Annotated in this window: 10 protein-coding genes and 3 pseudogenes; 9 read left to right on the top strand and 4 right to left on the bottom strand. The window is 68.7% G+C overall.

Features of this window, described 5'->3' with window-relative positions; genetic code table 11:
* Nucleotides 1-12 precede the first annotated feature (12 nt).
* Nucleotides 13-1,863, bottom strand: a complete 1,851-nt coding sequence (locus tag OG514_RS30635) for a glycoside hydrolase family 15 protein (RefSeq protein WP_266900239.1) — start codon at nt 1,861-1,863, stop codon at nt 13-15.
* 743 nt (nt 1,864-2,606) lie between these two features.
* Between OG514_RS30635 and OG514_RS30630 the strand changes: the two genes are divergently transcribed.
* Both OG514_RS30630 and OG514_RS30625 read left to right on the top strand, forming a co-directional pair.
* Nucleotides 2,607-3,179, top strand: coding sequence for a potassium channel family protein (locus tag OG514_RS30630; protein WP_266900237.1), 573 nt, complete (start codon nt 2,607-2,609; stop codon nt 3,177-3,179).
* Between the two features lie 33 nt (nt 3,180-3,212).
* A pseudogene (locus tag OG514_RS30625) lies at nt 3,213-3,532 on the top strand (hypothetical protein); the annotation flags it as partial.
* A gap of 26 nt (nt 3,533-3,558) precedes the next feature.
* On the opposite strand, the gene OG514_RS30620 reads toward OG514_RS30625, so the two are convergent.
* Nucleotides 3,559-4,401, bottom strand: a complete 843-nt coding sequence (locus OG514_RS30620) for a hypothetical protein (protein ID WP_266900235.1) — start codon at nt 4,399-4,401, stop codon at nt 3,559-3,561.
* Nucleotides 4,402-4,489: 88 nt separating this feature from the next.
* On the bottom strand, nt 4,490-5,365 hold the full coding sequence (locus OG514_RS30615; RefSeq protein WP_266900233.1) for a universal stress protein: 876 nt from the start codon (nt 5,363-5,365) through the stop codon (nt 4,490-4,492).
* A 318-nt stretch (nt 5,366-5,683) separates the two neighbouring features.
* Between OG514_RS30615 and OG514_RS30610 the strand changes: the two genes are divergently transcribed.
* Together OG514_RS30610 and OG514_RS30605 are read left to right on the top strand one after the other, a co-directional pair.
* On the top strand, nt 5,684-7,006 hold the full coding sequence (locus OG514_RS30610) for a DUF2254 domain-containing protein (protein ID WP_266900231.1): 1,323 nt from the start codon (nt 5,684-5,686) through the stop codon (nt 7,004-7,006).
* Nucleotides 7,007-7,590: 584 nt separating this feature from the next.
* Nucleotides 7,591-7,845: a hypothetical protein gene (locus OG514_RS30605; protein ID WP_266900229.1), complete on the top strand. Its 255-nt coding sequence runs from the start codon at nt 7,591-7,593 to the stop codon at nt 7,843-7,845.
* 78 nt (nt 7,846-7,923) lie between these two features.
* On the opposite strand, the pseudogene OG514_RS30600 reads toward OG514_RS30605, so the two are convergent.
* Nucleotides 7,924-8,820 (bottom strand): annotated as a pseudogene (locus OG514_RS30600) (protein kinase family protein); the annotation flags it as partial.
* A gap of 70 nt (nt 8,821-8,890) precedes the next feature.
* On the opposite strand from OG514_RS30600, the gene OG514_RS30595 reads away from it, so the two are divergent.
* From OG514_RS30595 to OG514_RS30575, 5 genes and pseudogenes are all read left to right on the top strand, one after another.
* On the top strand, nt 8,891-9,349 hold the full coding sequence (locus tag OG514_RS30595) for a hypothetical protein (protein WP_266900227.1): 459 nt from the start codon (nt 8,891-8,893) through the stop codon (nt 9,347-9,349).
* Nucleotides 9,350-10,316: 967 nt separating this feature from the next.
* Entirely contained in the window at nt 10,317-10,472 is a 156-nt protein-coding gene (locus OG514_RS30590) for a hypothetical protein (RefSeq protein ID WP_266900225.1), read from the top strand.
* Between the two features lie 56 nt (nt 10,473-10,528).
* The gene (locus OG514_RS30585) at nt 10,529-11,608 is read left to right on the top strand and encodes a ferritin-like protein (protein ID WP_266900223.1); all 1,080 of its coding nucleotides are present in this window, start codon (nt 10,529-10,531) and stop codon (nt 11,606-11,608) included.
* Between the two features lie 879 nt (nt 11,609-12,487).
* Nucleotides 12,488-13,363 carry a hypothetical protein gene (locus tag OG514_RS30580; protein WP_266901037.1) on the top strand — a complete coding sequence of 292 codons (876 nt, stop codon included), beginning with the start codon at nt 12,488-12,490 and terminating at the stop codon, nt 13,361-13,363.
* A 7-nt stretch (nt 13,364-13,370) separates the two neighbouring features.
* Nucleotides 13,371-13,534 (top strand): annotated as a pseudogene (locus OG514_RS30575) (SARP family transcriptional regulator); the annotation flags it as partial.
* Nucleotides 13,535-13,693 lie beyond the last annotated feature (159 nt).

The following is a 13,693-nucleotide window of genomic DNA, read 5'->3' as shown; positions in this document are numbered from 1 at the left end:
GGGCCTCGCGGCCTACGGTCCGGCGCGCCGCGGCTCTTGGAGCATCGAGTCCAGGGTGATCGCGGCGTCGATGAGGGCCAGATGGGTGAAGGCCTGCGGGAAGTTGCCCAACTGCCGTCCCGTCAGGTCGATCTCCTCGGAGTACAACCCCAGGTGGTTGGCGTAGGTGAGCATCTTCTCCAGCACCAGCCTGGCCATGTCGGTGCGTCCGGCCCGGGCCAGGGCGTCGACGTACATGAAGGTGCACAGGGAGAAGGTTCCCTCGGAGCCGCGCAGCCCGTCGGGCGACGCCTCGGGGTTGTAGCGGTAGACGAGGCTGTCGCTGACCAGTTCGGCTTCCATCGCGTCCAGAGTGGACTTCCACATCGGGTCGTCGGGGGTGATGAAGCCGACCGTCGGCATGCGCAGCAGCGACGAGTCGAGCACGTCGTCGCCGTAGTGCTGGACGAAGGCCTGCTTCCCCGGGTCCCAGCCGCGGTCGTACACCTGCGCGTAGATCTCGTCCCGTGCGTCGACCCAGCGTCCGCCGGCCGCGGGACGGCCGTCGTCGTAGGCGATCCGCAGGGCGCGGTCGAAGGCCACCCAGGACATCACGCGACCGTAGGTGAAGTCCTTCCGGCCCCCGCGCGTCTCCCAGAGCCCTTCGCCGGGCTGGTCCCAGTGGTCGACCAGCCAGTCGAGCAGGGTGTGCAGGGCCTTCCAGCCACCGCGGTCGAGGTGCATGCCGTGCTCGTGCGCGAAGTAGATGCTGTCGAGGGCCTCGCCGTAGATGTCCAACTGGAGCTGCGTCGCCGCTCCGTTGCCGATGCGGACCGGAGCGGAGCCGCGGTACCCCTCCCAGTGGCCGAGGGTCTCCTCGAACAGGTCGGCGGAGCCGTCGACCCGGTACATGATGTTCAGCGGCCCGGAACCGTTCTCCTGGCCGACCTCCTGCTTCACCCGCGCGTGCAGCCAGTTGATGAACGCGGACGCCTCTTCCTTGAATCCCATCCCCAGCAGGGCGTACACCGAGAACGAGGCGTCCCGGATCCAGGTGAACCGGTAGTCCCAGTTGCGCTCCCCGCCCAGTTGCTCGGGGAGCCCCGCCGTGGGTGCGGCGACCAGGGCGCCGGTCGGCGCGTAGGTCATGAGCTTCAGCGTGATGGCCGACCGTTCCACCGCCTCCCGCCAACGGCCGGAGTAGGTGGACTGTCCCAGCCAGGAGCGCCAGAAGCGGACCGTCTCGTGGAAGAGGCGCTCGAACTCCTCCAGGCGCACCTCGCGCGGAGGCCCGTCGGGGGCGGATTCCATGACCAGGCCGCGCTGCTGCCCCGCCCGCAGGCTCAAGGAGAAGCGCAGGTCGTCGTTGTCGCCCGGGAGGATGGCCAGCAGCCGCTCGTCCTCCGGCTCACGGACGGCGTGGACGGCCAGGTCCAGGTCCTCCGAGCGGAACAGGGCGCCGCGCTCGGAGATGTGCAGTTCGTGCGGCTTACGGCCGTAGTCGAAGCGCGGGGCGATCTCCCCTTCGAACGTCATGCTGCCCCGTACGCAGCGGAGCATGCGGACGATGCGGTGCCGGTCGGTCGCGGTGGTTCCGGTCACCGGCATGAAGTCCACGACCTCCCCCGCCCCGGCCTCGGTCATGAAGCGCGTCACCAGGACGGCGGTGTCCGGATGATAGAGCTGCTTGGTCGTGTACGTGTCCGCGGCAGGCCGCACGGTGAAGTGGCCGCCCTTGTTCCGGTCGAGCAAGGAGCCGAAAACGCTGGGCGAGTCGAACCGCGGACAGCAGAACCAGTCGATCGTCGCATCGGTCGTCACGAGGGCCGCGGTCTGCAGATCACCGATGAGACCGTGGTCCTCGATCAGGGGATAGTCGTCCATGGTGGACCCCTTTCAGCCCCCGTCGGCCACAATCGGGGCGCCGTCACGCCCCGGACGGAGTGGACCGGAGCGGCACCCGATCAGCTTAGGCCGACCGTGTCTGCCCGTCCTGGCGAGGGCGCCGCCCGAGCCGGCGGGGACCGCCGCTGCGCCGGCTCGGGAAGCCAGATTCACGTGGCTGCGAGGCAAAACGTCAGGGCCGGCCTGTGCATCGTGCCGATGATCGGTCTCGTCCTCGGCACCCTTCTCGCCGAGCTCGCCCTCACCGCCGACAGCACGGGCTGGCCGCCCAGTGGCGGGCACCATTCCGCGACGACGGCGACGGCTGGTTCCGCACCGGCGACCCGGCACGTCGTGATGCTGGTGCTCGCTCTGGGAACGACGCCGTCCAAGGACGAGCTGACCGGCCGGCGCAAGGAGCGGACGGCGGGCTACAGGTACCCCGTCCGGCGGAATTCCTCGATGTCCGGCCCACCAACGCCACGGGCAAGATCCTCAAGCGCGATCGGGCCGAAGTCCTTCGGTGGCGCCACGACGCATCGGCCGCCGGACGAGGACATGCGGCGTCGCTCCGGTCGCGAGACCCGGCGAGAGCGCCTTTGCTGGACGGGCGACGGACGCTCCGCCGCTCGCGGCCACCCGCGGACCGCTCTGCAGGAGATCCGTATGGAAGCCCAGCCCTGGCCGGTGCCAACGACGCTCGCCGTGGCCGGGTTCGTCGCTGGGAAGGAGCCTCGGTCCCCGTGAGCGCACCGCGGGAAGGCGGACAGGGCCGCCGGATCCGTCCCCGGCGCGTTCGCCTGCTCCTGCCCCTCCTGCGTTCGGCGGTCGTGGTGACGGCGGCCACCACGGCCTACTTCCTGCTGCCCCTCGACAGAGACCTCGACCAACACACGGGCACCGTGCTGGTCCTGGGGATCATGGCGATCGGCGCGCTGCTGGCCCTTCAAGCCGTCAGCATCATCGGATCGCCGTACCCGCGGCTGCGCGCCGTGGAAGCCCTGTCCACCGCGGTCCCCCTGTTTCTGCTGCTGTTCTCGGCCACCTACTACCTCTACGCGCGAGGGCAGGGAGAACCATCCTTCTCCGAACCGCTCAGCAGGAACGACGCTCTCTACTTCACGGTGACCGTCTTCGCCACCGTCGGCTTCGGCGACATCGTGCCGGTGTCGCAGACCGCTCGGGTGCTGACCACGGGCCAGATGGTGGCCGATCTCATCCTCGTAGGTGTGATCGCGAAGGTCATCGTCGGAGCGGCCCGGATCGGCCTGGAGCGACGCCAGTCCTCCTCGGCACCGGAGGATCCCGAACCGTGACCTCCGTGCCCCAGTTCCGGAAGGACGGAATCCATGACGGTGTCGCAAGCCGGCGCGGCCCCCTCCGAAGAGCCCGTGGAGTCCGTGGAGGCCGACCGATTGCGGGACCTCCTGCGGAAGCCCGCCTATCGCAAGGTCCTGGTGTTCAGCGCGCTCATCGGCGTCCCCATCTCCCTGGCTGCCTTCTGGTTCCTCGCCAAGAGCTCGAACACGTGATGGGGTGTCGCCGGCCGCGGGGCGTGCTCGCCTCCTTCGCGACCTTCTGGGTCGGCTTCCCGTCCCGACAGCTCGGTGGCATCATCTTCGGCCACTTCCGTGACCGGATCGACCGCAAGGGCACGCCGGTCACCACCCGCGCCGAAGGGCCGCGGCTCAGAACCTAGGGTCGTTCGAAGGCCTGCAGTGCACCACCGAGCGAGAAGCAAAGCGCACCGCACAACGTCCCCCAGTTGGCGATGTCGGCGTTGACCGGGCTCTGGGTGGCGGGCCGGGTGAAGGCGGCCAAGGCGGAGACCATGAAGAGAATCGACCCGAACTGATTCACCGCGACCACCCACCAGCCGAGGCTGCGCGAGCGGAGGCAGGGGCGGGAGCGATGGCAGATCTCGGCGAACGCAAGGTGACCCGAGACCAGGAAGAGCACGCATCCGATCACGTCGGGAGTCCAGATCAGCCGGTTGGTCTGCTCGACGGAGAGTCCCTGCAGGAAGGAGTCGAGCAGGTTGACTCCGAACACAAGCGTCCCGGTGAACAGCACGAACGCGCTGAGCCAGTCCAGACGCATCGGTTCGTACCCCCACCACCGCCAGCCGGCCGTGGTCAGTGCGCCGCTGCCTGGGGAGTGACGAGGCGCGTTCAGGACCTGCAGGAGCGAGGTGTAGCCCCCGGTGTTGAAGAACAGCCCGCCCACGAAGTAGATCGAGGCGCTCTCGACCGGGTCGCCCGAACCGAACTGGGCGACCCCGGCGCCGAGAGCGAAGAGGATTCCGCCGAGGAAGAACGCCACCGACGCGACGGAATTGAGCCTGCGAAGTCGGTCCAGGGCCTGGGTGTCGGCGGTCGGGGGCGTGGCGACCGTGCCCCCGGGGCCGTGGACGGACAGGGCCCCCCGCTTGCGCGCGAGCCGCGACTCCCATACCACCGTCCCCCCTTCGGGGCGGTGCCAGGTGAGCCGGGTGGTGAACGGTCCCGCGCCTTCGGCGCGGCGCTGGGGCGGTTCCACGTCACGAGCCTAGTTCCAGCTCCGCTGCCCCGGGGCCAGCGAAACGTGGACGTTGTGCCGTCCCCTGGATGACCGGTGTCCCGGGCTGTCAGGTGTGCGGCACGACGGCCACAGGACAGGAGGCGTGGTGGATGACGGCGTGGGTGATGGATCCGATATGAGAGCCCCTGGCCGCCCTGCGCCGGCCGACGACCAGCAGGCGCGCGTCCGACGCGGCTTCGATGAGATGCTCGGCCGCCCGTCCCGAAGCCGTCACCTCCACCACCTCCGTCGCCGGAAATTCGTCCCGGAAGGGTCGAACCGCGTCGGCGAGCGCTGACGCCCTCTCCTCCTCGGCGGCGGCGCTGGAGTGGTGGACGAACGAGTCATGCCACGTGTGCACGATCTCCAGCGGGACGTGGTGCCGCCCGGCGAAATCGAACGCGAAGTGCAGTACCTCGTCCTTGACCTCGTTCACATCCAGGCCCAGGACCACCTTCCGGCGGCTGTTCCCCCCGGGTGCGGCGGAGCCGTCCTGCTCGCTTCCGGGGCGAACGAGAACCACCGGGCGCTCTGCTTCGGCGACGACTTCCTGTCCCACGGAACCGATGATGAAACCGCGGACGCTACCCAACCCGTGAGAGCCCACGACGAGCAGCTCCGCCTCGGCGGCGGCGGCGAGCAACACGCTGACGGGGGCGTCCTCGATCTCGTCGGCGGTCAGGGCGAGGTCCGGATGCCGAGAAACGACGTGTCGCCCGGTAACGGCGAGCACGCCCTCCGCCGCGCCGGCACGGTCTTCGTGCGACACCTTCATCGCCCCCAGCTGATGCTCCGCCCACCGTGTGGCGTACACCAGCCGTAGACCACCGTCGCGCAGCTCCGCCTCGGCGGCGGCCCAGTCCACCGCCGCCGTGCTTCCTTCAGAGCCGTCCACTCCCACAGTGACAGGTAGGGACACGCTGCTCTCCTCGCCTCGGACCATCGTCGAACGGCCTCGCAGGGGCGCCTAAGGGCATCCGCGTGCGAGGGCACCTGGTCACGAAGCTACCGAGTCGCTCAATCGATGGTGCCTGGAGCGTTCGGCGACGCTGACGAAGTGCCCCGTCTGGCGGATGCCACTGCTCCGCCCGTCCTTTCGCAGTCCAGCGTCTGCGAACGGTGCAAGCGGGTCTACGGCTTTCCGTGTCCGCTGCGCGCGGGGCCGGGAATCGCCCTACCGTGAGAGGGAGGGAACCCGTCGAGGGAACCCGGCGTCGGTCGTGCCTCGAGCGCACCTCCTCCTCCCGCGAAGGGCCTTGGCATGGGTGTCATGACGTCCTGGGCGGACAGGTTCAGGTTGCGGCAGTACGTCAAGGCCAGCCTGTGGATCGTGCCGATGATCGGTCTCGTCCTCGGCGCCCTTCTCGCCGAGGCCGCCCTCGCCGTCGACAGCGCGGACTGGCCGCCGAGCGGCTGGCACTACTCCGCCACGACCGCGAGCGGCGTGCTCACCGCCATCGTGGGCGCGATGGTGGCGCTGCTCGGCTTCGTCGTCACCATCGGCGTGCTGGTGGTGCAGCAGGCCACGGGAACCCTCTCCCCCCGGTACATGCGCCTGTGGTACCGGGACCGGCTGCAGAAAGCGGTTCTGGCGACCTTCACGGGGACGTTCGCGTTCGCCTTCTCCCTGCTGCGGAGCGTCGAATCCGCATCGGTCCCCGACCTCGGGGTCACCCTGGCCGGCGCGGCGGTGGCCGTGAGCCTGATACTCCTGCTCATCTACCTCAACCGGTTCACCCACAGCCTCCGACCGGTGGCCATCGCGGAGCTGGTCGCCCGCATGGGAGAGACCGTCTTCACCGACGGCGCCGCGGCGATCCGCGGTGCCGCGCCCCGCGGAGACGGAGCCGTACCGTCCGACGGTTCGGTGCTGCAGATCCGTACCGGGCGAGGCGGAGCCATCCAGGCCTTCGACGTGCCCGGTCTGATCGCGGAGGCGGCCCGCCACGAGTGCGTCTTCGTCGTGACCCGGCTGATCGGGGACTTCGTACCGCCCGGAACCGTGCTGGTGGAGGTTCATGGAGGCACGTCCAGACCCGACCCGGAGCGGGTGAACCGTCATGTCGCCCTCGGAGCCGAGCGTACGATCGAACAGGACCCCGCCTTCGCGCTCAGAGTCCTCGTCGACGTCGCGATCAGGGCCCTCTCTCCCGCGGTGAACGACCCCACGACCGCGGTGCAGGTCATCAACTACATCGAGTGGTTCCTGCACACGGTCGGCAACACGCGGCTGCCCGGACGTTACGTCCTGGCCGATCGTGACGGGGACGCGCGGCTCGTGCTCCCGGGCCGGGACTGGGACAACTACCTCGAGCTCGCCGTCTGCGAGATCCGTGAATACGGCGGTTCGTCCGTACAGATCTGCCGGAGGCTCCGGGCCATGCTCGACGGCCTGCTCGACGCCCTGCCGCCATCGCAGCACCCCGCCGTGCGCACGCAGTTGCTCCTCCTACAGGAGGCGATCGAGCGCGAATTCACCGACTCCGCCCGCCGAGCCGTCGCGGAGCAGGCCGACCACCAAGGCATCGGCGGGAATCACCCTGCCGCGACCGGACGCCGGACCATTCCCGGACCACCTGGCTGACTTCATGCCCGGTGACCATCGCTTCCGCTGATCAGACACCTGCCGATGCCGTACCGCCAGCAGGCCAAGAATCTTCTCGTGTCGTACTCGCCGAAGAAGCTCGGGTCCTTCTAGGGGGTGTCTTGTCGATCACGCCGCGAGCCCGGCCTGATCGACAAGACACCCCCTAGGGGCACAAAAGGACGCCTGACCTTGGATTTTGCCCAGGCAGGCGCCCATCGGTCGCGTCGGCCAGCGCGAGAAGGGTCATGCGGTGCAACTCCCAGTTGCCCCCACTGTCATCCCACTCTTGACCAGCTCTTCCGGTCTATTTCCGGCCCGAGTCCGGTCCGGCTGAGGGGGTGGCACCCCGACTGACGCAATCCCGTTCCTCCATGGACTGCTCGATCAGACGGAGCGGCGGCCACGGGGACGCGGAGCCCGCTGGGTGTCCGGGCACGTTTCCGGTGAACGGGCCCCGGAGTCGGTGCCGGTCGGCTGGTGGGCCTGTGCCATGGATGTGTCCTCCCTCGTCGTCCCACGGACGCTTGGGCCGCGGGTCGAACAGCCCCTTCCCCACTTGCGCGGCCTTCCAGCCCCCTGACATGCGCCGCTCGCTCGCTGAGGCGCCCGAACCTGCGGGCCGTGTGGCCCAGGCACAGACCGGCGAGCCCAAGCAACTGGCTCCCGGCCGCGGCCCTCATACCTACCTCGATGCAGCAGTGCTCGATGAACTCGCGATCGTCGTCGTTCAGCGCGATGCCGACCAGGGCCACCGCCGCCGACGCTTCGTACGCGGCGTCGCCGAGCACGCCCCGCCCGGCGGCAAGCCCTCGAAACCGCACAGACGAGAACCTTGAACTGCGATGCCGTCTCGGCGCCCGTCGGACTGCAGGCCCCGAGACCGCCTGATGCCCGATCTCATAGGGGGTCAGGCCTCAGCGGGGCGCCGGAGCCGCAGTGCTCAGGGCTCGCTCGATCTCGAAGGCCGGAAACGGCGTCCGCTTGCTCTCCGTGAGAAGACGGCGGTGAAACGCGTCCAGGACGACGGCAGTCCGAGCGTTTCGTTCGATGATCGCGGCGATCTCAGGCGTAACGCCATCGGGCTTTCGGCCCGCGATCCATTCACGGAGGAACGCCTCGTGGTCCGTGTCGACGCGTATTCCGTCGGGCAAGTGGTGGCGGAGCAGGTGGCTCGGGGTGTAGCAGCGGTCGTAGGCGAGGTGCTGAGAGAGGAACTCGACCTCATCTGCAGCGAGTTGAAAGCTGGAGCTCAGGGCGAGTCCGAAGTCCGCGAAGTAGAGCCGTCGTCCGTCAGTCAGGATGTTGCGGAAGTGGGCGTCGAAGTGGACGAGCCCCTGAGAGCTCATGAAGGCGGTCCCGCGTGCCAGAGCTTCCTCCACCCATGGGTAGGGCGAGCCGTCCCCACTCCGCGGGCCGGATTCTCGCTGGTCAGCCAGCCACGTGGCGAGGGTCTGTGGCACGTGTTCCAGGAAGAGAACCAGACTGTGGGAGGATCGGCCGATGGCCTCCAGCCGCTCGCGCACGGCCTGTGAGTCCTCCCAGTGCGCGACCGCTCCGTCGATGCCCCCGAACTCGTCGGCGAACCTCTCTGGAGGGGAGTCGGGCAGGACCCGCCAGTGGTACATCAGCGGAAAGCCCTCGTACTCGTTTCCGAGGACCCAATGGGTGGTCATGGTGTGCACGGCCAGCTCGCGCCAGGCTCCGAACCCGGCCGACCCCACTCCGTACTGGTAGAACATCGGCAGCCCGAAGAGATTCGCCGTCGACCGCACGTTCTCCAGCCGTAGCTCGATGTCCGTCAAAGGGACCCGGCACGATGGGCGCGCGCATACGACGCCCTGGAGCAGGCGATCAAGCGGCGACCTACAGGATGAACCGTGGATGGTCAGGCTGGCCGATCAACTGCACCATGCGGGCCGCGGAATGGTGACCGGCATAGCCGCTTCCACGGCCGACCCGGTGGTCGTGGCCTATGACGGACGCGAGGGGATCGATCTGCCGTGGCCGGCGCAGTACCTCCTCTGGGCCCAATATCCAGGCGGTGCCCGCCAAGCCGGCCCCAGCCGACACCGCCTGACGGCAGTCCCCCGGCTCTTCACCCTCCTCGACGGTCTCTCGCGCCACTCCCTGCGAGTGATCGGCGACACCGAATGGCACGACTCGCCCACCGTGTACCAAGAAGCCATTGACAACGTCCCCAAGGGCGCGTTCTCGCCCGACGCCCACTGCTGGTGGAACACCCAAGCAGCCGGGCGGCTCCCTCACCTCCTGTTCATGGCACGCGCAGACGCCGCCTCCGCACAACAACAGGCACAGCGCGCCCAGGCACCTTGGCGGTAGGACGACCACAGCTTCGGTCCCAGCTGGCGAACGCAGCAGACGTGCAGCAGATGGATCACTCCCAGAACTCCCATCTCACGCCAGCTTCTCCGCCAGGGACCAGCAGGACCAAGATCCGGACCAATTCCGGACCAGCCCCCACCAGAGAGCCACGCCTGCCGCCATTTCACCAGGTCAGCATGGGTGCGGGTGCTGTACCACCAGCAGACGAAGAACCTGCTGGTGTCCTACTGCCGAAGAAGCTCGGCTTCTTCTGAGCGTCCTCGACGAGGCGTACCAAAAGTGGCTGCGTCAGGTGGCCGAGATCGCAAGCCACAGGGCAGCGCCGAGGGGGCACGGGCCGGAACCCCGTCCTACGATGGGTGGGTGCGGAAGAGACTCCCCACAAGACGCATGAACCCCTCCCCCGCTTCACCCACCGGCGGTTCGGACTCCGGCTGCTCGGGCGGTTCCGGCTGTCGGTCGACGGTAAGGCCGTCGCGCTGCCCGGCAACGCCCAGCGTCTGCTCGCCTTCGTCGGCCTGCGGCGGCCAGGGTCTGCAGGGGGTCGCCGGGACGCTGTGGCCGGAGGCGTCCGAGGCGCACGCGCGCGGCAGTCTGCGGACGGCGCTGTGGAAGATGCCCCGGGATGGGCAGGGACTCATCCGCTGCACGCGGGAGTCTCTCGTGATCGCCGGCGACGTCCTGGTCGACGCCCACGCGCCGGCGACGACCGCGCTCGGCATCCTCCGGGGCCCCGGAGTCCCTCGACGCCCCGTCCTGATGGGGCTTCTGGACCGTGGCGACCTCCTGCCCGACTGGGACGACGACCGGGTCGTCCTGGAACGGCAGCGGCTGCGCCAGTTGCGTCTGCAGACGCTCGACAGGCTGTCGCAGGGGCTGGCCCGGCGGGGCATGCCCGCGCTCGCCCTGGAAGCCGCGATGCGAGCATCCACACGAGAACCGCTCCGGGAGGACCCGCAGGACGGTGGTCGCGGCGCACCTCGCCGAGGGCGGTCTGGTCGAACCGCTCCGGCACCACGGTGCGTACCGTCGCCTGCTGCACGCGGAGTTCAGGGTCGAGCCGTCCCTCGGGTTCGCACGGAGGGTGCCACGCGCCGTGGAGGCGTTGACGGCGGAGTGACGGTGGGCGCGGACGCCGCTGAAGAGTGGGGGTACTCGTTCGGAAGGAGGCCGGACATGGACGCGATTCTCCACGCCACGAGCCGGAATCAGCGGATAGTCGAGTTGATGCGGCAGCCCGCCGAGCGGCGGGACGTCCCGTGGGTAAGGGACGCGGCGCAGCAGGCCATCCTGCTGGAACTCGCCACTCTCCCCCCATACCTCTGCGGCAAGTGGTCCATCGACGACAGCGGGGACGGCCAGGTATTCGACACGCTGAGGACAATCATCTTCGACGAGATGTCGCACCTGGGCCTGGCGTGCAATCTGCTCACCACGATCGGCGGGACTCCCCAGCTCGCCGACGCAGCACTGGTGCCCACGTACCCCGGTCCGCTGCCCGGCGGCGTCCGGCCGAAACTCACCGTCTCCCTCAGCGGGCTGACCAAGGAGTCGGTGACGATGTACGCGGAGATCGAGAAGCCCGACGACCCGGTGACGGAACGCCAGGAGACGCCGCACACCTCGATCGGCGCCTTCTACACCGCGATCCTGGAAGCCCTGCGTGCGAGCCCGGAGCTGATCATCGGCGCCCGGCAGATCGAGATGGACATGTCCAGCCACGGGGCGGGGAACAGCCTGGTGGCCCTCACCTCGCTCGCCAAGGTCGAGTCGGCCATCGAGGTGATCAAGGAGCAGGGCGAAGGCACGTCGGCGTCGCCCGAGAACCCGTTCCCGGGCACGCAGGGCGAGCTCGCCCACTACTTCGCGTTCCTGGAGATCCAGCACGGGCGCAAGCTGGTGCACCCGCCTGGCTACCCCAACAAGTGGGACTTCCAGGGCCCGGAGGTGCCGATGCCCCACGCCCTGCCCATGGGCGTCGTGCCCGCCGGCGGCTGGCCGCGGACGGGACCCTCCGCACCCGCCCCCGCGACGGTACAGCTCCTCGACGAGTTCAATCGCGCCTTCAGCAAGCTGCTAGGCCTCCTGCAGGACGCCTGGAAGGAGGACGATGGCTCCCAGGCACTGGACACCCTGAACGAAGCCGTCGTCGCGATGTTCGGGCTGCAGATACCCGCGCAAGACCTCATGGCCATCCCGCTCCCCGACGGAAGCGGCAAAACCTATGGGCCAGAGTTCCGCTTCGTGTCCGCGTGACGGTGCCGATGGCGGTGGCGACGGCGGTGACCTTGGCGGTGGCGCTGGCCGTGGCGATGCCCTTGGCGGTGGCGGTACGACGAGCGGGCCGGGCTCCGGATTCCTAGGATTGGAGGAGACGGGCGGCCACGGCTCCACGTCGCCCCCTCCGACTCTTGGAGAGGGACGATGTACCGCCCGGAACGGCTCTCCTCCCGTCTCGGCCTGCTCGGCCCGTTCCGGCTGCTGTACGGCACCGAAGCCGTCCCTCCGTGCGGCGCCGCGCAACGGCTGCCGGCCATCGTCGGACTGCGCTCGTGGTTCAGCCGGAACGTCTCGCCGGGACGCTGTGGCCGGACGCCACCGAGGCACACGCCGTGCGGTGGTCGTCCGCTGCAGGCACGCGATCGCCCTCGACGACTCCGTCAGCGGCGACGCCCGCATCCTGGCCGACACGGTCCTGCGCGTGGAAAACGAGACCCAGAACGTGACGACCACACAGCTCGGCATGAGCTGTAGCCAAGAGATCACCGCTCGGCTCCTTCCAGAGGCACGAAAGGAGGCGCCTGACCTGGGCTTTCGCCCGCCAGATGCCTCTCGCTCGCCTTCTGCGGGAAGGGGTCGCATTTACGCCGAAACTCCCACGGGGCGCTCTGTGGGCGTCGGCTGTACGCACCCGCTCCCCTGAGGCCAAGCGCGGCCCCGCGAGGACGCGATCCTCGCAGCAGCCGCGCGCCTCGCCACCGGGAACGGCGTCCGGTGAAGTGACCGTGACTGCTTTCGCCGACGCGGTCGGGCACGCTGCGCACACCGCCAGGAGTGGCGCAAGCGGGGCCCCAGGGTGCACGCTGAAAGAGGGGATGCCCACGGCCGCACGCCCGCACACAGGAGGCGAACGTCATGGCCGAGAACATCATGAAAGGTCAACAGAACGACCTGAGTTCGCTCATGGAGCGGGCGTCGAAACGCGACTCCACCGTCTCCTTCGAGGGCTATAGCCGCGATGACGGAAACATCCCGGGAAACATCCTGATCGTTGAGTCCAGCGACTGTGTGTATTCCTTCGCCAAGTCCGACATCATGGACCGGGAGACCATCGGCGAGAACCGGATCAGGGTGTATGTGCGGGAGGGTGCCACGTCATTCCGCCTGGCCCGGATGCACGCCGGCGAACCGCAGGACGCCTTCATGGTCGCCATGGAGAACATCGCACCGCCGACGAGCCCCAGAATGCCGGGAGAGCCGAGGCCAGCCGGCAGGTCGGCCGGACCCACGGACGCCGAAGCGATGGAGCACCTGGCTCCTCCACCGGCCATCGACGTGCCGGGCGCACCGCGCTACGCTGCAGCGGGCATGGGACCGGCACAGGCAGGCCAACCCCAGGTGCTTGCCCCGTCCCTCTCCACCGTCGGAAGTTGCTGGACGAACAGCTGCATCGCCGGCGATGCCTTCACCAACAACTGCGCCCACTTCCTCTCGGACGCGTTCATCCGCGCCGGGTACACGGAACTCTCCGACCCCAACCCTCATATCAAAGCCCGGTGCTACACATACGCCCGCCGGCCCATCCGAGCACGGAACATGTGGTCCTGGTTCAAGTCCAAGGCGGTTCGCACAAGCTACACGCCGACGCCGAACACCGGATGGTGGGCTGTCTTCCAGCTCGACGAGAGCGTGTACTGGGGCGGCCACGTGGTGCTGTTCGACTCCGACACATCGACGTATTACGGCACCGGCTGGCACGGCACGTGGCACCAGTACATGTACCAGTGGTGAAGGACACGAACGGCTGCGCCAACTGCGTCTGCACGCCCTCGACACACTCGCGGAGTGGCTGGCGCGGCAGGACCGAACCGCCCTCGCTCTGGAGGCGGCACTGGCGAGCATCCGCATCGAACCGCTCCGCGAGACGCCCATCGGGCGGTGGTCTCCGCGTTTCGCGCCGAACCTCGAAAGTTGGAAGTCGTCCGGAAGAGACCGGTGCTGAACGCGCTTCCGTCTTCCCGGAGCAACCAGATCGTCGAACTGACGGAGCGCGGCAGTTGAGGTATCGAGATTGCCGGTTGGTTCATCGCACAGAAATAGAGATGGGCACCCAACCATCGC

This window comes from Streptomyces sp. NBC_00572, assembly GCF_026341815.1.
Taxonomy (GTDB): Bacteria; Actinomycetota; Actinomycetes; order Streptomycetales; family Streptomycetaceae; genus Streptomyces.
This window is presented reverse-complemented; position numbering and strand designations above follow the sequence as displayed.

Excerpts from the sequence above, each read along its gene's own strand:
- OG514_RS30635 (WP_266900239.1), bottom strand. The coding sequence starts at position 1,863 with ATGGACGACTATCCCCTGATCGAGGACCACGGTCTCATCGGTGATCTG.
- OG514_RS30615 (WP_266900233.1), bottom strand. The coding sequence starts at position 5,365 with ATGGTCCGAGGCGAGGAGAGCAGCGTGTCCCTACCTGTCACTGTGGGA.
- OG514_RS30610 (WP_266900231.1), top strand. The coding sequence starts at position 5,684 with ATGGGTGTCATGACGTCCTGGGCGGACAGGTTCAGGTTGCGGCAGTAC.
- OG514_RS30605 (WP_266900229.1), top strand. The coding sequence starts at position 7,591 with ATGCGCCGCTCGCTCGCTGAGGCGCCCGAACCTGCGGGCCGTGTGGCC.
- OG514_RS30595 (WP_266900227.1), top strand. The coding sequence starts at position 8,891 with ATGGTCAGGCTGGCCGATCAACTGCACCATGCGGGCCGCGGAATGGTG.
- OG514_RS30585 (WP_266900223.1), top strand. The coding sequence starts at position 10,529 with ATGGACGCGATTCTCCACGCCACGAGCCGGAATCAGCGGATAGTCGAG.
- OG514_RS30580 (WP_266901037.1), top strand. The coding sequence starts at position 12,488 with ATGGCCGAGAACATCATGAAAGGTCAACAGAACGACCTGAGTTCGCTC.